The sequence below is a fragment of the Variovorax sp. Soil_C_26 genome, assembly GCF_057657075.1.
In genome coordinates this window covers 545,907-570,245 of sequence record NZ_JBDGJC010000001.1, presented here as the reverse complement: position 1 = coordinate 570,245, position 24,339 = coordinate 545,907, and the positions used below count along the sequence as shown (strand labels likewise).

General features: G+C 70.1%; 14 protein-coding genes. 10 read left to right on the top strand and 4 right to left on the bottom strand.

Features of this window, described 5'->3' with window-relative positions:
• The first annotated feature begins 107 nt into the window (after positions 1-107).
• Entirely contained in the window at positions 108-1,079 is a 972-nt protein-coding gene (locus AC3A6G_RS02540) for a Bug family tripartite tricarboxylate transporter substrate binding protein (protein WP_487872973.1), read from the top strand.
• Positions 1,079-3,415, top strand: a complete 2,337-nt coding sequence (locus AC3A6G_RS02535; protein WP_487872972.1) for a cytochrome P450 — start codon at positions 1,079-1,081, stop codon at positions 3,413-3,415. Before AC3A6G_RS02540 ends, AC3A6G_RS02535 begins: the two co-directional genes overlap by 1 nt.
• Before the next feature lie 16 nt (positions 3,416-3,431).
• On the opposite strand, the gene AC3A6G_RS02530 is transcribed toward AC3A6G_RS02535, so the two are convergent.
• On the bottom strand, positions 3,432-4,124 hold the full coding sequence (locus tag AC3A6G_RS02530) for a response regulator (protein WP_487872971.1): 693 nt from the start codon (positions 4,122-4,124) through the stop codon (positions 3,432-3,434).
• 155 nt (positions 4,125-4,279) lie between these two features.
• Here AC3A6G_RS02530 and AC3A6G_RS02525 point away from each other — a divergent pair, with 155 nt between their 5' ends.
• Positions 4,280-4,807: an MOSC domain-containing protein gene (locus AC3A6G_RS02525; RefSeq protein WP_487872970.1), complete on the top strand. Its 528-nt coding sequence runs from the start codon at positions 4,280-4,282 to the stop codon at positions 4,805-4,807.
• Here AC3A6G_RS02525 and AC3A6G_RS02520 read toward each other — a convergent pair.
• Genes AC3A6G_RS02520 through mutS form a run of 3 tightly spaced genes read right to left on the bottom strand, consistent with a single transcriptional unit; the run spans position 4,790 to position 9,079 of the window.
• Positions 4,790-5,599, bottom strand: a complete 810-nt coding sequence (locus tag AC3A6G_RS02520) for an alpha/beta hydrolase (protein ID WP_487872969.1) — start codon at positions 5,597-5,599, stop codon at positions 4,790-4,792. The genes AC3A6G_RS02525 and AC3A6G_RS02520 overlap by 18 nt on opposite strands.
• A 14-nt stretch (positions 5,600-5,613) precedes the next feature.
• The gene (locus tag AC3A6G_RS02515; protein ID WP_487863986.1) at positions 5,614-6,453 is read right to left on the bottom strand and encodes a proteasome-type protease; all 840 of its coding nucleotides are present in this window, start codon (positions 6,451-6,453) and stop codon (positions 5,614-5,616) included.
• Positions 6,454-6,481: 28 nt separating this feature from the next.
• The gene (mutS, locus tag AC3A6G_RS02510; protein ID WP_487872968.1) at positions 6,482-9,079 is read right to left on the bottom strand and encodes a DNA mismatch repair protein MutS; all 2,598 of its coding nucleotides are present in this window, start codon (positions 9,077-9,079) and stop codon (positions 6,482-6,484) included.
• 275 nt (positions 9,080-9,354) lie between these two features.
• On the opposite strand from mutS, the gene AC3A6G_RS02505 reads away from it, so the two are divergent.
• The 7 genes from AC3A6G_RS02505 (at position 9,355) to AC3A6G_RS02475 (ending at position 24,335) form a co-directional block, all read left to right on the top strand.
• Positions 9,355-9,888 (top strand): sigma-70 family RNA polymerase sigma factor, encoded by a 534-nt coding sequence (locus AC3A6G_RS02505; RefSeq protein ID WP_487863984.1) that lies wholly within the window; start codon positions 9,355-9,357, stop codon positions 9,886-9,888.
• 39 nt (positions 9,889-9,927) lie between these two features.
• A complete protein-coding gene (locus AC3A6G_RS02500) occupies positions 9,928-10,173 on the top strand; it encodes a DUF4880 domain-containing protein (protein WP_487858122.1) in 246 nt (81 codons plus the stop codon).
• Between the two features lie 157 nt (positions 10,174-10,330).
• Entirely contained in the window at positions 10,331-10,582 is a 252-nt protein-coding gene (locus AC3A6G_RS02495) for an MbtH family protein (RefSeq protein ID WP_487858121.1), read from the top strand.
• Between the two features lie 5 nt (positions 10,583-10,587).
• Positions 10,588-11,331 (top strand): thioesterase II family protein, encoded by a 744-nt coding sequence (locus tag AC3A6G_RS02490; RefSeq protein ID WP_487863983.1) that lies wholly within the window; start codon positions 10,588-10,590, stop codon positions 11,329-11,331.
• Entirely contained in the window at positions 11,309-12,010 is a 702-nt protein-coding gene (locus AC3A6G_RS02485; RefSeq protein ID WP_487863982.1) for a 4'-phosphopantetheinyl transferase family protein, read from the top strand. Before AC3A6G_RS02490 ends, AC3A6G_RS02485 begins: the two co-directional genes overlap by 23 nt.
• Before the next feature lie 5 nt (positions 12,011-12,015).
• Positions 12,016-17,286, top strand: coding sequence for an amino acid adenylation domain-containing protein (locus tag AC3A6G_RS02480; protein WP_487873251.1), 5,271 nt, complete (start codon positions 12,016-12,018; stop codon positions 17,284-17,286).
• Positions 17,286-24,335 (top strand): SDR family NAD(P)-dependent oxidoreductase, encoded by a 7,050-nt coding sequence (locus AC3A6G_RS02475; RefSeq protein WP_487872967.1) that lies wholly within the window; start codon positions 17,286-17,288, stop codon positions 24,333-24,335. The genes AC3A6G_RS02480 and AC3A6G_RS02475 overlap by 1 nt, the downstream gene beginning before the upstream one ends.
• The last annotated feature ends 4 nt before the right edge of the window (positions 24,336-24,339 follow it).

The following is a 24,339-nucleotide window of genomic DNA, read 5'->3' as shown; positions in this document are numbered from 1 at the left end:
TGTTACGTGCTCGGCGCGGGCGCCGGACGCCTCGGGTTAGACCTGAGTTCATGATTACGCAATGCGTATGATACTTACGCAATAAGGAACAAACCGAGGCAATTCCCATGACAAAGCACTTCCTTCGTTGCATCGCGGCCCTGGCGCTGGTGGCCGCCGCCGGCGCCAGCGCGCAGACCGCCTTCCCGTCCAAGCCGATCCGCTGGATCGTTCCCTACGCGGCGGGCGGCGGCTCCGACTTCCTCGCGCGCACGGTGGCGCAGACGTTCTCCACGCAAGTGGGGCAGCCCGTGCTGGTCGACAACAAGCCCGGCGGCAACACCGCGCTGGCTGCCGCCGAGACCGTGCGCTCGCCGGCCGACGGCTACACGGTGCTCTCGGCCGACAACGGCACGCTGGTGTTCAACCCGGCGCTCTACAAGTCGCTGAGCTACAGCCCCACGAAGGACCTGGCGCCGGTCACGCTGATGGGCAAGTTCCCGATGATCCTCGTGGTCGGCAACGACGCCGGCTTCGCCACGGCCAAGGACTTCATCGCCAAGGCAAAGGCCAAGCCCGGCGGCATGAACTACGCCTCGGCCGGTGCGGGCAGCCCGCACCACCTCGCGATGGAGCTGCTCAAGGTCGAGGCGGGCCTGTTCATGGTGCACGTGCCGTACCGCGGCGCCGCGCCCGCGCTGGCCGACGTGGCGGGCGGCCAGTTGCCGGCCATGATGGTCGACCTGGCCGCGGGCGCCGGCTTCATCAAGGGCGGCAAGGTGCGCGCGCTCGCGGTGGCCAACCCCACGCGCCTGCCGCAGCTGCCCGACGTGCCCACCTTCGCCGAACTCGGCTACAAGAACGTCGAGGCCGCCGCGCTGGTCGGCGTGGTGGTGCCCTCGGCCACGCCGCCCGAGGTGGTGAACACGCTCAACCGCCAGCTGGTGGCGGCCATCAACGAGCCCGCGGTGCGCAAGCGCATGATCGACTTCGGCGTGGAGCCGGTGGCCAATACGCCCCAGCAGTACGCCGCGCTGCTCAAGAGCGAGACCACGCGCTGGCACAAGCTGATCCGTGATCTGAAGATCACGCTGGACTGATGACGAGGCCGCGCACCTCCGGTTGCCCCGTCGCGCATGGGCCGCTGTCGTCGGAGCGCACGCCCACGGGCTGCCCCGTGAGCGCCCGTGCAGCCGAGTTCGACCCCTTCGAGGACGGCTACCAGCAAGACCCGCCCGAGTACGTGCGCTGGGCGCGCAAGAAGGAGCCGATCTTCTACAGCCCGAAGCTCGGCTACTGGGTGGTCACGCGCTACGACGACATCAAGGCGGTGTTCCGCGACAACATCACCTTCAGCCCCTCGAACGCGCTCGAGAAGATCACGCCCACGAGCGACGAGGCCAATGCGGTGCTCGCCTCGTACGGCTTTGCGCTGAACCGCACGCTGGTCAACGAGGACGAGCCCGCGCACATGCCGCGCCGCCGCGTGCTGATGGACCCGTTCACGCCCGAAGCGCTCAAGCATCACGAACCGATGGTGCGCGAACTGGCGCGCAGCTACGTCGACCGCTTCATCGACGACGGCCGCGCCGACCTGGTCGACCAGATGCTCTGGGAGATCCCGCTCACGGTCGCGCTGCACTTCCTCGGCGTGCCCGAGGAGGACATGGACACGCTGCGCAAATACTCGATCGCGCACACCGTCAACACCTGGGGCCGGCCAAAGCCCGAAGAGCAGGTGGCCGTGGCGCATGCGGTCGGCAACTTCTGGCAGTACGCGGGCAAGGTGCTCGAGAAGATGCGCCAGGACCCGGACGCGCCGGGCTGGATGCAATACGGCATCCGCAAGCAGAAACTGCATCCCGAGATCGTGACCGACTCGTACCTGCATTCGATGATGATGGCCGGCATCGTGGCCGCCCACGAGACCACCGCCAACGCGACCGCCAATGCGATGAAGCTGTTGCTGCAGCACCCGCACGTGTGGCAAGAGCTCTGCGAGGACCCGGGGCTTATTCCGAACGCGGTGGAAGAGTGCCTGCGCCACAACGGATCGGTCGCCGCCTGGCGCCGCCTCGTCACGCGCGACACGCAGGTCGGCGGCGTGGACCTGCCGGCCGGCTCGAAGCTGCTGATCGTCACCTCGTCGGCCAACCACGACGAAGGGCACTTCGCCGATGCCGACCTGTTCGACATCCGCCGCGACAACGCGAGCGACCACCTGACCTTCGGCTACGGTTCGCACCAGTGCATGGGCAAGAACCTCGCACGCATGGAGATGCAGGTCTTCCTGTCGGAGTTCACCCGGCGGTTGCCGCACATGCGCCTTGCCGAGCAGCGCTTCACCTACGTGCCGAACACCTCGTTCCGCGGGCCCGAGCACCTCTGGGTCGAATGGGACCCGGCCGCCAACCCCGAACGCCGCAACCCCGCGCTGCGCGAGGTGCAGGTGCCGGTGCGCATCGGCGAGCCCTCGCGGCATGCGGTGACGCGGCCCGTGGTGGTGGAGCGCGTCACGCGCGTGGCCGACGGCATCGTGGGGCTGCGGCTGGTGTCGCCCGACGGCAAGCCGCTGCCGCGCTGGACGCCCGGCTCGCACATCGACGTGGAATGCGGTTCGAGCGCGCTGTCGCGCCAGTATTCGCTGTGCGGCGATCCCGACGAGACGGGCGTGCTCGAGATCGCGGTGCTGCACGAGCCCGAGGGCCGCGGCGGCTCGGCCTGGGTGCATGCGAACGTGAAGGCCGGCGACCGGCTGCGCATCCGCGGCCCGCGCAACCACTTCCGGCTCGACGAATCGCTGCAGAAGGCCATCTTCATCGCCGGCGGCATCGGCATCACGCCCGTGAGCGCCATGGCGCGCCGCGCGAAGGCGCTGGGCATGGACTACGAACTGCACTACAGCGGTCGCAGCCGTACCAGCATGGCCTTCCTCGACGAACTGGCGGCGCTGCATGGCGAGCGGCTGCATGTGCATGCAGGCGACCAGGGCCGTCGCAACCACCTGCGCGCGCTGCTCGCCGAGCCGGTGCCGGGTGCGCAGGTGTACGCCTGCGGACCGCTCAGGATGCTCGAGGCGCTCGAGGACTGCTGCGCGGCCTGGCCCGAGGGGGCGCTGCGCGTCGAGCATTTCGAATCGACCCTGGCCACGCTCGATCCTTCGAAGGAACAGGCGTTCGAGGTGGAGCTCAAGGACTCCGGCCTCGTGCTCACCGTGCCGCCGGACCGGACCCTGCTCGCCACGCTGCGCGCCGCCAATGTCGACGTGCAAAGCGATTGCGAGGAGGGCCTGTGCGGCTCGTGCGAGGTGCGGGTGCTCTCGGGCCAGGTCGACCACCGCGACGTGGTGCTGACGCGCGCCGAGCGCGACGCCCACACCCGGATGATGGCCTGTTGCTCGCGCGCCTGCGGGGGGCGGCTGGTGCTCGAGCTCTGAAGGCGGCGCCCGTGCGCTACGCCATCGCCTCGGCGTGCACGGTGACCGCCAGCTTGCGGTAGATGTTCTTCGTGAGGCAGGCCACCGTCAGCCGGGAGAGCGACAGCGACTCGGCCATCTCGTGATGGCTCTGGCCTTGCGAGACGAGTTCGAGGATCTTGCGCTCCTGCGATGCGAGCGCAACGGGCACTGGTGCGTCGTCCGTCGCGGGGGCCGCGGCCGACGGCCTGGCCCCGAGCCAGGCCAGGATGCAGCGTGCGATGGTGAGGTCGATCGGTGCGCCACCCTGTTCGATGCTGCGCAGGGCAATGCTCAGTTCGAGGTCGTCGTTTTCCTTCAGCAGGTAACCGATCGCGCCCGCGCGCAGCGCCGCGAAGACGATCTGCTCCATGCGCCGGTCCGCCACGGCCACCGTAGGCACCTGCCGGTGGTGCGTCTGCATCCAGCCGATCAGTTCGACCGCGCCGCCGCCGGGCAGGCCCACGTCGACCAGCACCACGCCGTAGGCCTGGGCGCCGCGGCGGCGGTGCTGCGCATCGAGCAGTTCCCTGGCCGCGGCAACGCTGTCGGCCCACGCGATCTCCGGCTCGTCGCAGCCCAGTGTCGACAGCACATAGGCCAGCCGCTCGCGCATGGCCGGATCGTCCTGGACTACCAGCGGGGGGCTCAGGGTCACGGCTTCGACTTCTTCCAGCAGCAGGTCCGGCATGACGGCAGCGTTGCGATGTGACGCGTGTTTGTAGGTCGTTCTAGTTGGTTTCTGCTGGATTTTGACAGATTGGCATCATTTGTTTCCTTCAATCCCTCCGCCGATAAGGGGAAAGTTCGCCGACCGGAAATAGGGCCATCATCGACAATCGCCGCATGCCGGACCTCCACGAACTCATGCGGCAGTTCCCGCGCACTGGCCGGCTCGACGCGATCTTGCTGCGCCCGGCCCGCCGGGTGGCGGTTCAATCGGTGCAAGCGGCCAGGGCGCTCGACGGCCGGGGCCTCGAAGGCGACCGCAGCAGCGCCGCCGCACGCGCAGGCGGCAAGCGGCAGGTCACGCTGATTCAGCAGGAGCACCTGCCGGTGATCGCCGGGCTCGTGGGCCGGCCCCGCGTCGATGCAGAAGGCTTGCGGCGCAACCTGGTCGTGTCGGGCTTGAACCTGCTGGCGGCGCGTTCGCTGTTTGCCGACCAGCCGCTGGTGCTGGCCATCGGTGCCGAGGTGCTGCTTGAGATCAGCGGCCCCTGCGAGCCCTGCTCGCGCATGGAGGAACTGCTGGGCCCCGGAGGCTACAACGCGATGCGCGGCCATGGCGGCGTGACGGCGCGGGTGCTGCGCGGCGGCGTGCTGCGCGTGGGCGACGGCATCTGGTGCCGGCCGGCTTCAGAGCAGGTTGCGTAGCGCCGCTTCGATCGCCGCCGCGGTGGCGAGCGGCTTTTCCATCGGGAACAGGTGGCTGCCGTCGAGCATCGTGATGCGCCCCTTGGTCACCCGCTCGGTCATCGCCATGCCGACCTGCTTCATCTCGACCGACTGCCGCCCGCCGATGAAGGCCGCCTTGCACTTGAGCGGATGCCGGCGCAGCAGCGCGGCCAGGTTGTGGGGCAGGGTGTTGTAGATCGCGGTCTCGACGTCGCGGTCGAAGCTCAACTGGCGGTTGTCGTCGCCGCCGTCGAAGGTGCCGTGGTCGATGTAGTCGTGCAGCACCTGCTCGTCCCACTTGGCGAAGGCCTTCTTGCTGCGGAAGTGCTCGAACACCGCCTCGCGGTGGGCCCAGGTGTTCTTGCGCTTGCGGCTGATGGCGCCGGGCGAGATGCTCTTCATGAGCGGCGTGCGCTTGACCATGTTGAGCGTGTTGGCGCGCCAGCCGCCGAGGATCGGCGAATCGACCATCACCACGCCGCAGGCGAGCGCCGGATGCTCGGCCGCGCACATCAGGCTCAGGAAGCCGCCGAGCGAATGGCCGACCAGCAACACTGGGCTGCCCGCGCGGTCGGCGCGCGCCTGCGCGAAGTCGGCCAGCTGCTGCACCAGGTGCGGCCAGTTGTCGGTGACGGGGTACTTCGGGTCGTGGCCGAACTTCTCGATCGCATCGACCTCGAAGCCGCGGTTGCGCAGGCTGTCGAGCATGACGCGGTAGGTGCTCGCAGGAAAGCTGTTGCCGTGCGAGAAGACGACCGGGGGCAGGGCCATGGGAAGAGCCGCTGTCAGATGAGCTTTTCGTCGGGCGTCGAGATCTTGCGCAGCGGGCTGTGCCGCGTGACGGGCATGCGCAGCGGATGCGCGGTGGCGCCGTCGTCCCACACCGGGTCCTCGATGCTGTCGAACACCTCGCGCAGCTTCTGGCCCCAGCTGTTGTGCATCATGCGGTAGTAGGGGTTTTCGTGGTCGATGCAGATCACGCGGTCGGTCTCGAGCTTGTTGGCTTCGTACACCACAAGGTCGAGCGGCAGGCCCACCGAGAGGTTCGACTTCATGGTCGAGTCCATCGACACGAGCGCGCACTTGGCGGCCTCGTCGAGCGGCGTTTCGGGCGTGAGCACGCGGTCGAGCACCGGCTTGCCGTATTTCGACTCGCCGACCTGGAAGTACGGGGTCTCGGTGGTGGCCTCGATGAAGTTGCCGGCCGCATAGACCAGGAACAGCCGCATGCCTTCGCCCTTGACCTGGCCGCCGAAGATGAAGGAGACGTTGAAGTCGAGGCCCGCATGCTTGAGCGCCTCGGCATCGCGGTCGTAGACGTGGCGCACCGCCGAGCCGAGCACGCGCGTGGCGTCGAACATGCTCTTGGCGTTCCAGATGGTGATCGGATCGCCCAGCGTGCCGTCTTCGCGGGTTTCACGCAGCTCCTCGACCTGCAGGATCTCGCGCACCGACTGCGAGATGCTCAGGTTGCCCGACGACAGCAGCACCATGAAGCGGTCGCCCGGCTGCTCGTAGACGATCATCTTGCGGAAGGTGCTGATGTGGTCCACACCCGCATTGGTGCGGGAGTCGGAGAGGAACACCAGCCCGGCGTTGAGTTTGATGCCGACGCAGTAGGTCATTGTGGGGTCTCGCAAGGCGGATGCCGGTTCACGCGGCGCTGCGTTCGCGCGCGTTCAGTTTTTGCAGTGCATAGAGCGCGTCGAGCGCCTCCCGCGGCGTCATGGCGTCGGGGTCGAGCGCGGCCAGCGCGGATTCTACGGCGCTGGCCATCGGCGTTTCGGCGGCCGGCGGCGGCGCGAACAGGTCGACCTGAGCGCGGGTCTGCGCATGCTGCGACTCCAGCGCCTCGAGCGCCTGCCGCGCATGGTTGACTACCGCGGCCGGCATGCCCGCGAGCCGCGCCACCTGGATGCCGTAGCTCTTGCTGGCGGGGCCGGGCTGCATCTCGTGCAGGAACACGATGTCGCGGCCCGCCTCGGTCGCGCTCACATGCATGTTGACGGCGCAGTGGTGGGTGGCGGGAAACTCCGTCAGCTCGAAGTAGTGGGTCGCGAACAGCGTGAAGGCCTTGCTGCGGTCGTGCAGCTGCGCCGCGATGCCGGCGGCCAGCGCGAGGCCGTCGAAGGTGCTGGTGCCGCGGCCGATCTCGTCCATCAGCACCAGCGACTGCGCGGTGGCACTGTGCAGGATCTGCGCGGCCTCGGTCATTTCGAGCATGAAGGTCGACTGCGCGTTGGCGAGGTCGTCGGCCGCGCCGATGCGCGTGTGGATCGCGTCGATCGGCCCGAGCCGGCAGCCCGCCGCCGGCACATGCGAGCCGATGGATGCCAGCAGTACGACGATCGCCACCTGCCGCATGTAGGTCGACTTGCCGCCCATGTTGGGCCCGGTGATCACCTGCATTCGCTGCTGCGGCCCGAGCTGCGTGTCGTTGGCGATGAAGCCGCCCGAGGATTTTTCGGCGAGCCGCGCCTCCACCACTGGATGGCGCCCTTGCTGGATCTCGATGCACGGGTGCGAGACGAAGCTCGGCGCCCGCCAGTGCAGCGTGTGCGACCGCTCGGCCAGCGCGCAGAGCGCATCGAGCGCGGCGAGCGCGCCCGCCAGCTGCGTGAGCGCCGGCACCGAGGGCTGCAGCGCGTCGAGCAGCTGTTCGTAGAGCCACTTCTCGCGCGCCAGCGCGCGGTCCTGCGCGCTCAGCGCCTTGTCCTCGAAAGCCTTCAGCTCGGGCGTGATGAAGCGCTCGGCGTTCTTCAGCGTCTGGCGGCGGCGGTAGTTGTCGGGCACCTTCGAGAGCGCGCTCTGCGTCACCTCGATGTAGAAGCCGTGCACGCGGTTGAACTGCACGCGCAGGTTCGAAATGCCGGTGCGCTCGCGCTCGGTAATCTCCAACTGGAGCAGGAAGTCGTCGCAGTTCTCGCTGATGGCGCGCAGCTCGTCGAGCTCGGCATCGTGGCCGGTGGCGATCACGCCGCCGTCGCGCACCAGCGCCGACGGATCGGGCTTGACCGCACTCGCGAGCAGCTCCGCGCAGCCCGGCGGTGGTGCCAGCCGCTCGGCGATGCGCTCGAGCAGCGCGGCCGCCGGCGGCAGCAGCGGCGCGAGCTGCCCGGCCTTGGAAAGCGCGAGTTGCAGTGCCACCAGCTCGCGTGGGCGCACCTGGCGCAGCGCGATGCGCGCCGCGATGCGTTCCACGTCGCTCGTATTCTTGAGCTGCTCGCGCAGCATGCGCCAGGGCGCGGCCGTGCCGCCCAGCACCGTGGACTGCAGCGCGCCGATGGCCTCGAGCCGCGCCTCGGCATCGTGGCGGTCGCGCCGCGGCGACAGCAGCCAGCGCTTCAGCAGGCGGCTGCCCATGCCGGTCATGCAGGTGTCGAGCAGCGAGAACAGCGTGGGCGCGTCTTCGCCGCGCAGCGTCTGCACCAGTTCGAGGTTGCGCCGCGTGGTCGGCGGCAGTTCGATCAGCTCGCCGTCGCGCTCCACCGACAGGCGCTGCACGTGCGACAGCGCGCGCCCCTGCGTGTGTTCGGCATAGCCGAGCAGTGCTGCCGCCGCGGCATGCGCATTGACGAGCGCTTCGGCGTTCCAGGCCGCAAGGCCCTGGCTGCCCATCTGCTCGCTGAGCTTGCGCTCGCCCAGGCCGCCATCGAACTGCCAGGCCGGGCGGATCGACAGCGTGAACGGCGTGGCCGCGCGCGCGGCCTTCAGGCGTTGCTCGAAAGCGGGCGTGACCTCGGCGCTGTAGAGCAGCTCGCTGGGCGCAATGCGTGCGATCCAGATCTCCAGCGCATCGGCCGGGCATTCGGCCAGCCGCAGTTCGGCCCCGGTGACGCTGAGCCAGGCCAGCCCGCAGAAGTTGCGCGTGCCCGCATGCACCGCCAGCAGCAGCGATTCGCTCTTGTCGTTGAGCAGTTCGGCGTCGGTGAGCGTGCCGGGCGTGACCACCCGCACCACCTTGCGTTCGACCGGCCCCTTGCTGGCACCGACCTCACCCACCTGCTCGCAGATGGCCACCGACTCGCCGAGCTTGATGAGCCGTGCGAGGTAGGTGTCGACCGCATGGAAAGGCACGCCGCACATCACCACCGGCTGCCCCGCGGACTGCCCGCGCTGGGTCAGCGTGATGTCGAGCAGGCGCGCGGCTTTTTCGGCGTCGGCCCAGAACAGCTCGTAGAAATCGCCCATCCGGTAGAACAGAAGGGTGTCCGGATGGTCGGCTTTCAGGCGCAGGTACTGCGCCATCATGGGGGTGTGCGCAGCAAGTTCTATTTTATCCATTTAAATCAACAACTTATAGATTCTGCCGTGGTGCAAGTATGGGGCACTTTGTGCCATGTATTGCATGGCCTCCCAGATGCACTCCGGGGCGAAATTTACAGGTGTCTCGTTTTCGGCCGCTCGAACGTCTAGGCAGGGAGAGAGACAGAAAGGTGCCACTGGAAAAAACAGGGCCCTCTTCCGTTCTCAAATGGTAATAAGTCTTATTTACATCTTTGCCCTTGAATACGTCAGGAGTACCCATGGATCTGTCGCTTTCCCCGTCCGCGCCCACGCTGGGGGAAGTCTTCATCGCGAACCGCGCCCAGCTCCAGCGCGTCGCGCAAAAGATCGTCCGGACCGCCGACCTGGCCGATGAAGTCCTGCAGGACGCCTACCTGAAGCTCGCCGACGGCGCTTCGGTGCGCGATGTCCGCAAGCCGCTCGGCTATTGCTGCCAGGTGGTGCGCAACGTGGCGGTCGACTACCACCGTCACCATTCCATCGAAGCCAGCTACCGCACCTACTGCGACGACGTGGAACTCGTGAGCCTGCCCAGCAGCAACGACGCGCCCGACCGCGTGCTCGGCGGCCGGCAGGCCTTGGTGGCCATCGACCGCGTGCTCGAAGCGCTGGCGCCGCGCACGCGCCTCGCGTTCGAACTCAACCGCCTCGGCGGCCTGACCCAGCGCGAGATCGCCACGCGCCTGGGCTGCTCCGCCACCCTCGTGAATTTCATGATCAAGGACGCCGACGCCGCACTCGAAAGCTGCCGCTACCTCGTGCAGGCCGGCTGAGTTTTCCGATGCCCCTCATCGGCGCTACGATGGCGGCCGATGAGCAGCAGCAACGACACGCAAAGCGACCCCACTTGGCAGACCGCCTGGGCGTGGGTCCGCCGCCAGCACGCCGGTGAGGGCGCGCTGGATGCCGCCGCGAGCGCCGAGCTTGCGCAATGGCTCGCTGCCGATTCCGCCCATCGTCAGACCTACGCCGAGGCGGCCCGTCTCTGGCTGTTCGTCGGCCTGGTGCCGCCCGCGCACGACGTCCATACGCCCGACGCCGAAGACGCGGCCCGCTAGCCCGCTCCCTCTTTTTTTCGCAGCTCCCCAGCGGGCCCGCCGCGGCGCTGCCGTGCGCAGTTTTCATGCATGGGGGACTAAACACCCGGCCTCGCGGCGCGTCTTGTATCGCAAGGGCAAACCCTGCCCGTCATTGCACTTATCAAGAGGACCGCCCATGTCTACCAACTGTTTCGACCGCGAGGACGAGACCTTCATCGTGCTCGTCAACCACGAAGCGCAGTATTCCATCTGGCCGCACTGGAAGGCCGTGCCCGGCGGCTGGAGCGCTGTCGACGGCGTCAAGGGCGACAAGAAGACCGTGCTCGACTACGTCGAAGCCCAGTGGACCGACATGCGCCCCAAGTCGTTGCGCGACTGGATGGCCGCGCAACAGTCGCAGCAGCAACCCGACAACGCCTCCGCCTGACGCGCATGCAGGCATCGCTGCCCCTGCTGTGCCTGCCTTGCGCGGGCGCCAGCGCCACCATGTACCTGCGCTGGCGGCGGGCGCTGCCGCGCTGGATCGAGGTCGTGCCGGTCGAGCTGCCGGGCCGCGGCGGGCGCCTGGGTGAAAACTTCGTCGACGACTTCGACCGCACGGTCGCGCTGCTGTGCGCCGAACATGAAGGCGTGCTGCGCGGCCACTACGCGCTCTTCGGCCACAGCATGGGCGCGTTGCTCGCCTGGGGCATGGCGCAGCACCAGCGGCAGCAGCACCGGCCATTGCCGTGCGCGCTGATCGTCTCCGGCAGTGCGGCACCCTCGCAGCGCGACCCCGACCGCTTCCTCGACATCACCGACGACGCGGCCCTCGTCGCCGACCTGCGCAAGCAGGGCGGCACGCCCCAGGAGCTGTTCAACAGCCCCGAGCTGCTGCGCATGACGCTCGACACCCTCGGCGCCGACTACCGCCTGTGCCGCAGCTTCGTGCACACCGATCCCACGCCGCTGTCCGTGCCGCTGCATGTGCTGGCTGGCCGCCAGGACGACATCGCCCCGTGGCGCATGCAGGCCTGGGCCACCGAGAGCGCGCACGCGCGCTTCACGCTCGACTGGTTCGAGGGCGGCCATTTCTTCATCCGCCAGCACGAGACCTCCGTGCTGGCCGCGCTGGCGCGGCACCTCGCGCCGGCGGTGATGGCGGGAGGCGTCGATGCGGCTCGTGCCCTGGCATGACCCCTTGCCGCAGGGCATCGCGTTGCACCGCATGGACCTGGACCTTGCGGCGGAGGACGGCGATGCCTGGGCCGACCTAACGCCCGACGAGCGCGCACGCGCCCATCGCTTCGCCCGCCGCGCCGACCGCGTGCGCTTCGCCCACACCCGCGCCGCCGTGCGCCGCCTGATCGCGCAGCACCTCGCCTGCCGTCCGGCGGACGTGCCGCTGCGCGCCGACGCGCACGGCAGGCCCTTCGTCGAAGCCGCTGGGGACAACGCCGCACCGCTCTTCAATATCTCCCACGCTGGCGATCACGCGCTCATCGCACTGGCCGATCCGGCACACGTGCGTTGCGTCGGCGTCGACATCGAAGCCTGTGCGCGCGATCTCATGGCCGACGCCGATGCGTTGCTCGCCATGGCCTTCACCGCACGCGAGCAACGCGAAATCCGCAGCGACACCGACCTGCCGCGCGCCTTTTACCGACGCTGGGTCGGCAAGGAGGCCGTGCTCAAGGCGGCAGGCGTCGGCATGGCCGAGCATCTGCAAAGCATCGGCATCCACCCCGAGGCCAACGGCGCGCTCACCGTCGACTGCGCCGTCCCCGCGTGGGCCGGCATCGAAGCGATGGCGCTGGCCGCGCCGCCGGGCTACGCCGCCGCGCTGGCCTGGCGCAACAAGGAACAACCCCTGTGAACCCGATGCATCCCGTGGACTTCGTGACCCATCTGCGCAGCCTCGCCACGCAGCGACCCGACGACGTCGCATTGATCACCATCACCGATCGCGCTGGCAGCGCGCTCGACACGCCCATCAGCTACCGCACGCTCGATGCACGCGTGCGCGGCTTGGCGGCGCACCTGCAGCAGACTTTCGCATCCGGTGGCCGCGCGCTCATCATGTTGGACAACAGCGACGACTACGTTGTCAGCTTCTTCGCCTGCCTCTACGCAGGCCTCGTCGCCGTGCCGGTGTTCCCGCCCGAGTCCACGCGCAAGCGCCACCTGGGCAAGCTCGAAGGCATCGCCGCCGACGCGGGCGCCTGCTGCGTGCTGACCCACGCCACCATCCGCGACGCGGTGGCCGGCGCAGACGCTGCCTTCGCGCAGGCCGTGTTCATCGCCGTCGACGCAATCGACGCCACGGGTGCCGACGCATGGCGCCCGCACACGCCGGCCGCCACCGACATCGCGTTCCTGCAATACACCTCCGGTTCCACCTCGGCGCCCAAGGGCGTCATGGTCACGCATGCGAACCTGATGGCCAATATGCGCGCGATCGAGGAAGGCCTTTCGGTCAGCCCCAGCGACACCTTCGTCACCTGGCTGCCGCTGAACCACGACATGGGCCTCATCGGCGGCCTGCTGCAGCCGATGCATCGCGGCGCGGTCGTGGCGCTGATGTCGCCGCGCTACTTCCTCGAGCGGCCCGTGCGCTGGCTCGAGGCCGTGTCGCGGCTGCGCGCGACCGTCAGCGGCGGGCCCGACTTCGCCTACCGCCTGTGCCTCGACCGCGTGTCCGATGCGCAACTGGCCACGCTCGACCTGTCGTGCTGGCGCCTCGCGTTCTCGGGCGCCGAGCCGGTGCGCGCCGACACGCTGCGCGCGTTCCAGCAACGCTTCGCGCCCGCGGGCTTTCCGGCCGAGGCGGCCTACCCGTGCTACGGCCTCGCCGAGTCGACGCTGTTCGTCACGGGCGGACACCGCGGCACCGGCATGGTCGCGCACAGCTTCGACAAGGCCCGCCTGGCACAGGGAGCCGTGGTGCGCGACGACGAGGGCGCCGTGCTCGTTGGCTGCGGTCGATCGGTGGCGCACCACGCGGTGCGCATCGTCGATCCGGCCACGCTGGCAGTCCGCGCGGAGGGGGGCGTCGGTGAAATATGGGCCTCGGGTCCGAGCCTGGGCAGCGGTTACTGGAACAAGCCCGAGGTGTCGCAGAAGACCTTCGTCGAGCACGAGGGCGCGCGCTGGCTGCGCACCGGCGACCTGGGCTTCGTGCACGAGGGCCAGTTGTATGTGGCCGGACGCATCAAGGACATGGTCATCGTGCGCGGCCACAACCTGTACCCGCAGGACATCGAGCGCGAAGTGGAGCGCGAGGTCGAAGCCGTGCGCAAGGGCCGCGTCGCGGCCTTCGCGGTCGACGGGCCGGAAGGCGAGGGCATCGGCCTGGCGGCCGAGGTGTCGCGCAGAATCCAGAAGCTGGTGCGCCCCGAGGTGCTGGTCGAGGCGCTGAGCGCCGCCGTGAGCGAACAGTGCGGCGAGCCGCTGTCGGTCGTGATGCTGCTCAATCCGGGCGGCTTGCCGAAAACCACGAGCGGCAAGCTGCAGCGCAGCGCCTGCCGCCAGGGCTGGATCGATCGCACGGCCGACGCCTATGCGATCTACGCCCACGGGGCGTTCGTGCTGGGCGGCGGCGCGCCTGCAGTCGACCCTTCCGAAACCTTGCTCGACGATGTCGAGCGGGCCCTGTCCACGATCTGGCACGAGGTGCTGCGCCGCCCCGCCGAACGACCGCTGGCGCGCGACGCGCACTTCTTCACCCACGGCGGCAACTCGCTCGCCGCCACGCAGGCGGCCGCGCGCATCGGCGAGCGCTGGGACATCGACTTTCCGCTGCGCGCGCTGTTCGAGCAACCGCGTCTGGGCGACTTCGCGCGCGAAGTGCGGCGCGTGCTGGCGCTCGGCCAGCGCCGCGTGCACCAGCCGATTCCAGCCCTGCCGGCCAAGCGCCGCGCGGGGTTGCTCGCGCTGTCGCATGCACAGGCGCGCCAGTGGTTCCTGTGGCAGCTCGATCCGAAGAACAGCGCGTACCACGTGGGCGTGGCGCTGCGCCTGTCGGGCGCGTTGCATGCCGATGCACTGAAGGCGGCCCTCGAAGGCCTGCTCGCACGTCACGAGAGCCTGCGCACCGTGTTCCGCACGGCGGCCGACGGCACGGTCGGCCAACAGGTGCTGCCGACCGCACCGCTGGCGCTCACCCGCATCGATCTGCGCGCGTTGCCGGCCGACGACCGCGAAAGCGTGGCCGCTGCGCACACGCGCGGGCTGCAGGCCGAACCTTTCGACCTCGCGGCCGGCCCCGTGCTGCGGGCCGCGTGGCTCCAGCTCGGCGACGAGCGCCACATCCTCGCGATCGTCACGCACCACATCGTGTCCGACGGTGCCTCGCTGCAGCTGCTGCTCGACGAGTTCGGTGCGGCCTATGCCGCACGCGCGAAAGGCGAAACGCCGTCGTTCGCAGCCCCGCGGATCCAGTACGCCGACTACGCCGCCTGGCAACGCGACTGGCTCGCCGCGGGCGAAGCCGAACGCCAACTGACCTACTGGCGCACCCAACTCGGCGACACGCACCCCGTGCTGGCCCTGCCCACGGACCGCCCCCGCCACGCGGTCGCGAACTACCGCGCGGCTTCGCATGCCTTCGAGCTCGACGCGGCCCTCGTCGCGCGCCTGCACGCCACCGCGCAGGCGCATGGCGCCACGCTGTTCATGGTGCTGCTCGCGGGCTTCCAGGCGCTGCTGCACCGCTACACGGGCCAGCCCGATGTGCGCGTTGGCGTGCCCGTCGCCAATCGCCACCGCCCCGAGACCACGGGCCTCATCGGCTTCTTCGTCAACACGCAGGTGCTGCGCGCCACGCTGAGCGGCCGCACCCCGTTCGCGCAACTGCTCGCGCAGACGCGCGAGGCCGCGCTCGGCGCGCAGGCCCACCAGGACCTGCCGTTCGAACAACTCGTGGACGCCCTGCAACCGCAGCGCAGCCTGAGCCACAACCCGCTGTTCCAGGTCATGTTCAACCTGCTGCGCGAAGACGCGGCCGTGCTGCGCGGCCTGCCGGGCCTGGCGGTGGAGGAGTACCGCATGGAGGACAGCGCCGCGCAGTGCGAGCTCGCGCTCGACATCCGCGAGCGCGCCGACGGCGAGGTGCGCGCGGTGCTCACCACCGCAGCCGAGCTGTTCGATGCCGCGACGGTTGCGCGCATGGCTGCGCACTACCACGCGCTGCTCGAGGCGTTGACAACAGACCCGGCCGGTGCTGTCGGCGATGCGCCGTGGCTTGCCGCCGAAGAACAAGCGCAACTGCACACCTGGGGCACGGGAACGTCGCTCGCACCCGCAGCGACGCCCGCACACCGACTCTTCGAAGCGCACGTCCGCCGCGCGCCAGATGCCGTCGCGCTGATTGCCGGCGACACCGAAATCTCCTACGCCGAACTGGACCGTCGCTCCAACCGCCTCGCGCACCGCCTGCTGCGCCACGGCGTGCGCCCCGACACGCTGGTCGCCGTGGCCGTTGATGTCCCGGTCGATCGTGTCGCCAGCCTGCTTGCCGTACTGAAGGCCGGCGGCACCTACCTGCCGATGGACCCGTCGCACCCGCCGCAGCGGCTGTCGCAACTGCTGACCGACAGCAGCGCAGCGCTGCTGCTGACGGGCAGCCAAAGTTCGGTGGGCGAGGGCGATGCCATCGCGCGCCTCGCAATCGATGACGCATCGCTCGGCGACGAGCCGAACGAGGCTCCGAAGGTCGCGCTGCAAGACGGTCACCTGGCCTACGTGATCCATACCTCGGGCACCACCGGCCGTCCCAAGGGCGTGGCGGTCGCACACGGCGCGCTGTCGATGCACCTCCAGGCCATGGCCGACACCTGCGGCTTCACGGTGGACGATCGATCGCTGCAGTTCGCGCTGCCTCACGTCGATGCGGCCATTGAACAGTGCCTGCTGCCGCTGGCCACCGGCGCCGCGCTGGTGCTTCAGCCGCAGTGGTGCTCGCTCGCCAGCGAACTCGACGCCTTGCTGCAACGCCACCGCGTCAGCGTGGTCGACCTGCCGCCGGCCTACGCGCGCCAGCTGCTGCAAGACCGGCCGCCGTTCCAGCACGCCGTGCGTCTCGCGCTCTTTGGCGGGGAAGCCTGGACCGGCGAAGACCTCGCGCTGATCCGACGCGTGCTGCGCCCCGCAAGCGTCGTGAATGCCTATGGCCCAACCGAGGCCGTGATCACGCCGATGCTGTGGTCTGCGCGGTCCGAGGCCATCGTGCAGGGCTACGCCCCCATCGGCCGCCCGGTCGGCCGCCGCACCGCCCATGTGCTCGATGCCGACCTGCAGCCGGTGCCGCACGGTGTTCCCGGCGAGCTGTACCTCGGCGGCGAAGGCCTCGCGCGTGGCTACCTCGGGCGCGCGGCACTCACGGCCGAGCGCTTCGTGGCCGACCCGTTCGATGCCGCAGGCGGGCGGCTGTACCGCACCGGCGACCTCGTGCGATGGCGCGCCGATGGCCAGCTCGACTACCTCGAACGGCTCGACCACCAGGTGAAGGTGCGGGGCTTCCGCATCGAGCTTGGCGAGGTCGAGGCGTGCTTGCGCGAGCAGCCCGACGTGCGCGAGGCGCTGGTATGCCTGCACGAGAGCGTGGCCGGCCCGTCGCTCGTTGCCTACGTCGCGGCGGCCGCGGGCGCATCGCTGGACGCAACCACGCTCAAGACGCGACTGGCGCAGGCGCTGCCCGACTACATGGTGCCTTCGGCGCTGATGGTGCTCGACAGCTTCCCGCTCGCCGCCAACGGCAAGGTCGATCGCCGCGCGTTGCCCGCGCCGGCCGCCGCTGGCACGCAAGCCTACGAAGCGCCCCGGGGCGACGTCGCCCAGACAGTGGCCACGATCTGGGCCGAGCTGCTCAAGGTCGAAAAGGTCGGCCTGCACGACAACTTCTTCGACCTCGGCGGCAACTCGCTGCTCGTGATCCGCATGCACCGGCTGGTGGAAGACCGCCTGCAGCCGGGCCTCGCGGTGGTCGATCTCTTCAAGTACCCGACCGTCGGCGCGCTGGCCCGGCACATCGAACAGCTCGCGCGCGGCCCCGCCGCTGCCAACGACGACGCCGCCGCACTGGCGAAGCAGCGCGCGCAGCAACAGCGCGCGGCCCTGCTGCAGCGCCGCCGACCCACGGAAAGAACCCTCTGATGCACGCGCAAGACGACACCCCGCTTTCCCCCGAAACCACGGGCCTCGAGATCGCCATCGTCGGCATGGCCGGTCGCTTTCCCGGCGCGCCCGACGTGGACGCCTTCTGGCGAAACATCCGCGACGGCGTCGAGTCGGTCACGGCCTTCAGCGACGACGAACTGCGCGCGCGCGGCGTGCCCGAGCGCGCACTGGCCGACCCCGACTACGTGAAGGCCGGTGTGCTGCTCGACGGCTTCGACCGCTTCGACGCCGGCTTCTTCGGCTACTCGCCGCGCGAGGCCGAGCACCTCGATCCGCAGCAGCGCATCTTTCTCGAATGCGCCTGGGAGGCGATGGACCACGCGGGCTGGCCGACTGGCCCGAAGGGCGGGGCGCCGGTCGGCGTCTACGCGGGCGATGGCCCCAACCTCTACCTCATGAAACACCTGCTGCCCGCCTTCGGTGTGGACGCAAGCACGGGCATCGCCGACATGCTGGGCCTCATGAGCGGCAACTCCGCTGGCTCGCTGTGCACGCGCGTGGCCTACAAGCTCGACCTGCGCGGCCCGGCCGTCAGCGTGCAGACCGAATGCTCGACCTCGCTCGTGGCCGTGCACATGGCCTGCCAGGGCCTGCTGAGCCACGACTGCGACATGGCGCTGGCCGGCGGCGTGTGGCTCAACCTGCTGCAAGAGGGCGGCTACCGCTACCAGAACGGCGCCATCCTCTCGCCCGACGGCCACTGCCGCGCCTTCGACGCCCAGGCCGCGGGCACGGTGATCGGCAGCGGCGCGGGCATCGTCGTGCTGCGCCGGTTGGCCGACGCACTGCGTGACGGCGACACCATCCACGCCGTCATCAAGGGCACGGCCGCCAACAACGACGGCGCCGACAAGATCGGCTTCACCGCACCGAGCGTGCAGGGCCAGGCCGGCGCGATCCGCGCGGCGCAGCTGATGGCCGACGTGCCCGCGCACACGGTCGGCTACGTCGAGGCGCACGGCACCGGCACCACGCTGGGCGACCCGATCGAGCTGGCCGCGCTCACGCAGGCCTTCCGTGCGGACGGCGGCGACGGCGGGCGCTGCGGCTACTGCGCCATCGGCTCGGTCAAGACCAACATCGGCCACCTCGATGCGGCGGCCGGCGTGGCCGGGCTCATCAAGGCGACGCTGGCGCTGCGCCATCGCACGCTGCCGCCGAGCCTGCATTTCGAGCAGCCGAATCCGCAGATCGACTTCGCGAACAGCCCGTTTCGTGTGAGCACCGAAGCGCGGCCGTGGCCCGAGGGCGACACGCCGCGCCGTGCGGGCGTCAGCTCGTTCGGCATCGGCGGCACCAACGTGCACGTCGTGCTCGAAGAGGCGCCGCCTGTGGTCGCGACAACCCCTGCGGCTGGCTGGCAGGTGCTGCCACTGTCGACACGCAGCGCGTCCGCCACGCGCCAGGCCGCGCAGCAACTCGCCGAGCACCTGCGCCTGCACCCCGCACTGCCGCTCACCGACATCGCCCACACCTTGCAGGCCGGCCGCCGCGCCTTCGATCACCGCAGCGCGGTCGTGGCCGACCACGTCGAAGGCGCCGTGCAGATGCTCTCGGCAGGCGAAGGCCTGGCTGTGCGCGCCGCGCCGGCGCAGGCGCCCGAGGTGGTCTTCCTCTTCCCCGGCGGCGGCACGCAGCACGCGCAGATGGGTCGCGCGCTCTACGAGGACGATGCCGCTTTCCGCGACGACATCGACCGCTGCTGCGCGCTGCTGGAGCCTGAGCTGGGCTTCGACCTGCGCACCATACTGTTCCCCGCACCCGGGGGCGAAGCCGAGGCCGATGCGCGGCTGTTCGACATCGCGCTCGCGCAAGCCGCGCTGTTCGTCGTCGAATATGCGATGGCGCAGTGGTGGATGCGCCGCGGCGTGCGGCCCGCGGTAATGATGGGCCACAGCCTTGGCGAGTACGTCGCTGCCTGCGTGGCCGGCGTGTTTCGCCTCGAAGACGCGCTGCGGGTCGCGGCCCTGCGCGGCCGCCTGCTGCGGTCGATGCCGCCCGGGGCGATGACCGCCGTGCCGCTGTCGCAGGCCGCGCTCGCGCCGTTCCTGGCACCGGGCTGCGACCTCGCCGCCGCCAACGCCGAGCAGCTGTGCGTGATCTCCGGCCCGCGCGAAGCGGTCGAGGCCGTCGAAGCGCGGCTGCGCGCGGCGGGCCACCTGCCGCGTCGGCTGCATGTGTCGGTCGCCTCGCACTCGGCGATGACCGAGCCGCTGCTCGCGCCGCTCGAGGCGCTCATCGCGTCGGTGCCGCGCCGGCCGCCGACCATTCCCTTCGTCTCCAACGTCACGGGACAGCTCATCACCGCCGAGGAGGCCATGAGCCCCGACTACTGGGCGCGGCACCTGCGCGGCACGGTGCAGTTCGTCGACGGCGTGCGCACCTTGCTGCAGGTGCCGGGCCGCGTGCTGCTCGAAGTCGGTCCCGGCGAAACACTGGCGGGCCTCGCGCGCCAGCATCCGCTGGCCGACACCGCCGCCGGCGTGTTCGCCAGCCAGGCGCACCCGCAGCAGCAGGCGCGCAACGCGCAGCAGATCGCACAGACGCTGGCCCAGCTGTGGGTAGCGGGCGTGGACATCGACTGGGCCGTCTGCCGCGCGGGTGCTGCACGTCGGCGGGTGCCGCTGCCGGCGTATCCGTTCCAGCGCCGCCGCTACTGGGTGGAAGCCCCCGATGGTGCGAAGGCGCCGCAGCGCACCAACCCCGACGCGTTCTATGTGCCCTCGTGGCGGCGCACGGAGCCGCTGGCGCTCGCGTCGTCGGCCGGTGCCAGTGATTGCCTGCTCGTGCTCGGCGACAGCCGCAGCCTCACGGGCCACCTCGTGCGGCAGCTGCGCGCGCAGGGCCGCACGGTGGTGCTCGCCGAGCGCGGCAGCGCCTTCGAACGCACCGGCCATGGCCACTGGACGCTGCGCCCCGGCGCACGCGACGACCACGCCCGTCTGCAGACCGAGATCGCGGCCGACTTCGGCGCCATCGCCGGCATCTACCACCTCTGGAGCCTTGACGAGGCGCTGCCAGCGCAGCAGCCGCAGGCCGAGCTGCTCGAGCGCAGCTTCTTCAGCCTGCTCGCGCTCGTGCAATCGCTCGAAGCCGGCGACCGCACCCTGCCGTTGGCCGTCGTCGCCAATCAGCTCGAAGACGTCACTGGCACCGAGCCGCTGTGCCCCGAGAAGGCGACGCTGCGCGGCATCGGCAAGGTGATCGGGCAGGAATATCCGCGCGTGCATTGCCGCGTGATCGACGTCGTGCTGCCCGCGCCCGAAAGCGATGCCGAAGGCCGGCTGGTCGCGCAGATCGTGGCCGAGGCCGCAGCGCTGCAGGCCGAACCCGGCGAGCCGCTCGTGGCCTGCCGCGGCGCGCACCGCTGGACCAAGACCTACGCGCCCGCGACGCTGGCCGCCGCCGCGCAGCCGCGTCTGCGCCGCGAGGGCGTCTACCTCGTCACCGGCGGCCTCGGCGGCGTCGGCCTGGCACTGGCGAAGCACCTGGCCGTGCAGTGGCAGGCGCGGCTGGTGCTGCTTGGTCGCACCGCGCCGCCGGCGCGCGCCGAATGGCCCGCGCTGATGACGGCCAACAGCACGCCCGCCGCGCTGAAGCTGCGGCTGCAGCAACTGCTCGAACTCGAAGCGCTCGGCGCGCAGGTGCTCACCGTATCGGCCGACGTGTCCGACGCCGACGCGATGCGCGCCGCCGTCGCACAAGCGAACGATCGCTTCGGCCCGCTGCACGGCGTTGTGCATGCGGCCGGTGACGCGGGCGGCGGCATGATGGCCGGGCGCACGCGCGCGCAGGTCGACACCGTGTTCGCGACCAAGGTGCGCGGCACGCGCGTGCTGTTCGATGCGCTGCGCGGCCAGCCGCTGGACTTCGTGCTGCTGTGCTCGTCGATCTCCAGCGTGGCCGGCGGCCTGGGCATGAGCGACTACGCCGCCGCCAACGCCTATCTCGACGCCGTGGCCGTCGCGCATGAGCGGCTCGGCGCGTTCCCCGTGTTCTCGGTCAACTGGGATGCCTGGCGCGGCCTGGGCATGGCCGCGCACATGGACGTGCCCGGCGACATCGGCATGGAAGGCCCCGAGGGCGCACGCGTCTTCGAGCGCATCGTCAACGGCCCGGTGCGCGCACAGACCGTCATCTCGACCGCCGACCTGGCCACGCGCCTGGGCCCGCTCGACAACGGCATGCTCGATCTGCTCGGCGACGAGGCCCCGGCAGCTGCCGCAGGCTCGGTGCATCCCCGGCCGGCGCTGCAGACCCCGTTCGTCGCGCCGCAGGGCGAGGTCGAGACCGCGCTTGCCGTGCTCTGGACCGAGCGCCTGGGCATTGCACCGATCGGCGTGGACGACAACCTGTTCGAACTCGGCGGCGATTCGCTCGTCGCCATCCAGCTGCTGTCGCGCGTGCGCAAGCTCTACGCGACCGAGCTGCATCCCAGCGAGTTCTTCAAGGCGCCGACCATCGCCGGCCTGGCCGCGCGGCTCGGCGTCGCCACGACCACCACCGCGCCGCAGCGCAGCGCGATGGAGATCACGCCCGTCGCGCGCGGCGGTGCGCTGCCGCTGTCGCCGATGCAGCGCCGCCTCTGGCTGGTCGACCGCCTCACCGACGCCGCCAACCGCAGCGGGCGTGCGGCCTACAACATGTCGGCCGGCCTCGCGTTGCACGGCGAGCTCGATATCGATGCGCTGCGCGCCGCCATCGACGCCATCGTGGCGCGCCACGAGGTGCTGCGCACCGTGTTCACCGAAGACGATGAGGGCGAACCCATGGCCTTCGTGCGCCCCGGTGCGCCGCTCGACATTTCAGTGATCGCGCTCGACGATAGCGCGCGCTACGGCCAGCTGTTCGACGAACTGGTGCGCGCACCGCTCGCACTGGCCCAGGGCCCGCTCATCAAGGCCACCGTCGTGCGCATGGCTGCGCGCGAGCATGTGCTGGTGCTCGTGGTGCACCACATCGTGTTCGACGGCTGGTCGATCGCCGTGTTCGCACGCGAGCTGGCCGCGTTCTACGAGCGTGCGCGGCGCGGCCAGCCCCTCCAACTGGCACCGCTGCCCGTGCAGTACGCCGACTACGCCGCCTGGTATGCGCGCGCGCTGGCCTCCGACGGCTTTGCGCCGAAGGCCGCGTTCTGGCGTGAGCGGCTGGCGGGCGCACCGCAGGCCTCGGGCATCAAGCCCGACCACCAGCGCCCGGCCGTGCCCACGCATGCCGGCGATTCGGTGCGGCTCGCGCTGTCGCCCGCGCTGTCGCAATCGCTCTCCGCGCTCGCGCGGGCGTCGGACACGTCGCTGTTCACGCTGCTGCTGTCGTCGTTCTTCCTGTTCTTCCACCAGGCTTCGGGCGCCGACGACATCGTCATCGGCACCGACGTCGCGGGCCGCGGCCACCCGGACCTCGAAGGGCTGCTGGGCTTCTTCGTCAACGTGGTACCGCTGCGCTCGCGTCGCGCGAAGGGAACAACCGATTTTTCGCAATGGCTGGCCGCCACCAAGGCCGACACCCTGGCTGCGATGGACCACCAGGATGTTCCCTTCGACCGCATCGTCGAGCTGTCGGGCGTGCCGCGCGCACGCGACCGCAACCCGCTGGTGCAGGTGCTCTTCGTGCTCCAGAACACACCCGAGATCCGGTTCGCCATCGAAGGCGCCGAGGTCGAGGTGCTGCCCCAGCAGATGAACGAATCCAAGTTCGACCTGGCGGTGTTCGCCAGCGAACACGACGGCGCGCTCACCGCCGAGTGGGTGTTCGCCACCGACCTCTACCGGCGGGAGACCGTCGAAACCTTCACCGCTTCGTGGCACGCGCTGCTGGAGCGGATCGTCGCCACACCCGGCCAGCCCCTCGACGCGCTGGCCCCCATGCCCTTGCAGGAATCCATCGCGATGACCCACGCTCCCAACGCCCGACCGGCTTCGAAACTCGACAAGCTCGACAAGCTCGGCAAACTTGGAAAGCTCGATGCCCTGGGCGCCGGCCGCGCACCCGTGCGCGCCGCTGCGCGACCCGCCGTGCAGACCTCGTTCCTGAAACCCGGCGCCGAGTTTCCCATCGTGCTGCAGGCCACCAGCCCCGAGCTCGACACTGTGGCCTGGGCCAAGGGCCAGGCCGACTACATCGAGATGCTGGTCGCCAGGCACGGCGGCATCCTGTTCCGCGACTTCGGCCTGAAGACCCCGCAGGACTTCGAGGCCTTTGCCGAGGCCATCGAGCCCGAGCTGTACGGTAGCTACGGCGACCTGCCGAAGAAGGAGGGCGGCAAGAAGACCTACCGCTCCACGCCGTACCCCGAGCGCCAGATGATCCTGTTCCACAACGAGAGCGCGCACCTGGACCGCTGGCCGCGCAAGCAGTGGTTCTTCTGCGAGCTGCCGTCGCCCGTGGGCGGCGCCACGCCCATCGTCGACTGCCGCGAGATGCTGCGCCGCCTGCCGGCCGACGTGGCGGCCGAATTCGAGCGCAAGGGCCTGCAGTACGTGCGCACCTTCACGCCCGGCCTGGACGTGAGCTGGCAGGACTTCTACAAGACCGAGCGCCGCGAAGACGTCGAGGCGCGCCTGGCCGCCACCGGCATCGAATGGCGCTGGTTCGACGGCGACACGTTGCAGACGCGCACCCGCTGCCCCGCCGTGATTCGCCATCCGCTGACCGGCGAGCGCGTGTTCTTCAACCAGGTGCAGCTGCACCACGTCGCCTGCCTCGAGGCACAGGTGCGCGAAGACCTGCTGGACATGGGCGGCGTCGAGCGCCTGCCGCGCCACGTGACCTACGGCGACGGTTCGCCCATCGCCGACGACACCATGGCCATCGTCGGCGAAGCCTACGAGGCCTGCGCCGTGCGCTTCGACTGGCGCCAGGGTGACGTCGTGATGCTCGACAACATGCTCGCCGCCCATGCACGCGACCCCTTCGAGGGCCCGCGAAAGATCGTGGTGGCGATGGGCGCGATGTTCGACCGCGCCGCGCTCGACGACGGCGCGCGCAGCGCCGATGCCCGCCTGACCGACGCGCAGGACGCATGACTGA

Excerpts from the sequence above, each read along its gene's own strand:
- AC3A6G_RS02540 (WP_487872973.1), top strand. The coding sequence starts at position 108 with ATGACAAAGCACTTCCTTCGTTGCATCGCGGCCCTGGCGCTGGTGGCC.
- AC3A6G_RS02535 (WP_487872972.1), top strand. The coding sequence starts at position 1,079 with ATGACGAGGCCGCGCACCTCCGGTTGCCCCGTCGCGCATGGGCCGCTG.
- AC3A6G_RS02530 (WP_487872971.1), bottom strand. The coding sequence starts at position 4,124 with ATGCCGGACCTGCTGCTGGAAGAAGTCGAAGCCGTGACCCTGAGCCCC.
- AC3A6G_RS02525 (WP_487872970.1), top strand. The coding sequence starts at position 4,280 with ATGCCGGACCTCCACGAACTCATGCGGCAGTTCCCGCGCACTGGCCGG.
- AC3A6G_RS02520 (WP_487872969.1), bottom strand. The coding sequence starts at position 5,599 with ATGGCCCTGCCCCCGGTCGTCTTCTCGCACGGCAACAGCTTTCCTGCG.
- AC3A6G_RS02515 (WP_487863986.1), bottom strand. The coding sequence starts at position 6,453 with ATGACCTACTGCGTCGGCATCAAACTCAACGCCGGGCTGGTGTTCCTC.
- mutS (WP_487872968.1), bottom strand. The coding sequence starts at position 9,079 with ATGATGGCGCAGTACCTGCGCCTGAAAGCCGACCATCCGGACACCCTT.
- AC3A6G_RS02505 (WP_487863984.1), top strand. The coding sequence starts at position 9,355 with ATGGATCTGTCGCTTTCCCCGTCCGCGCCCACGCTGGGGGAAGTCTTC.
- AC3A6G_RS02500 (WP_487858122.1), top strand. The coding sequence starts at position 9,928 with ATGAGCAGCAGCAACGACACGCAAAGCGACCCCACTTGGCAGACCGCC.
- AC3A6G_RS02495 (WP_487858121.1), top strand. The coding sequence starts at position 10,331 with ATGTCTACCAACTGTTTCGACCGCGAGGACGAGACCTTCATCGTGCTC.
- AC3A6G_RS02490 (WP_487863983.1), top strand. The coding sequence starts at position 10,588 with ATGCAGGCATCGCTGCCCCTGCTGTGCCTGCCTTGCGCGGGCGCCAGC.
- AC3A6G_RS02485 (WP_487863982.1), top strand. The coding sequence starts at position 11,309 with ATGCGGCTCGTGCCCTGGCATGACCCCTTGCCGCAGGGCATCGCGTTG.
- AC3A6G_RS02480 (WP_487873251.1), top strand. The coding sequence starts at position 12,016 with ATGCATCCCGTGGACTTCGTGACCCATCTGCGCAGCCTCGCCACGCAG.
- AC3A6G_RS02475 (WP_487872967.1), top strand. The coding sequence starts at position 17,286 with ATGCACGCGCAAGACGACACCCCGCTTTCCCCCGAAACCACGGGCCTC.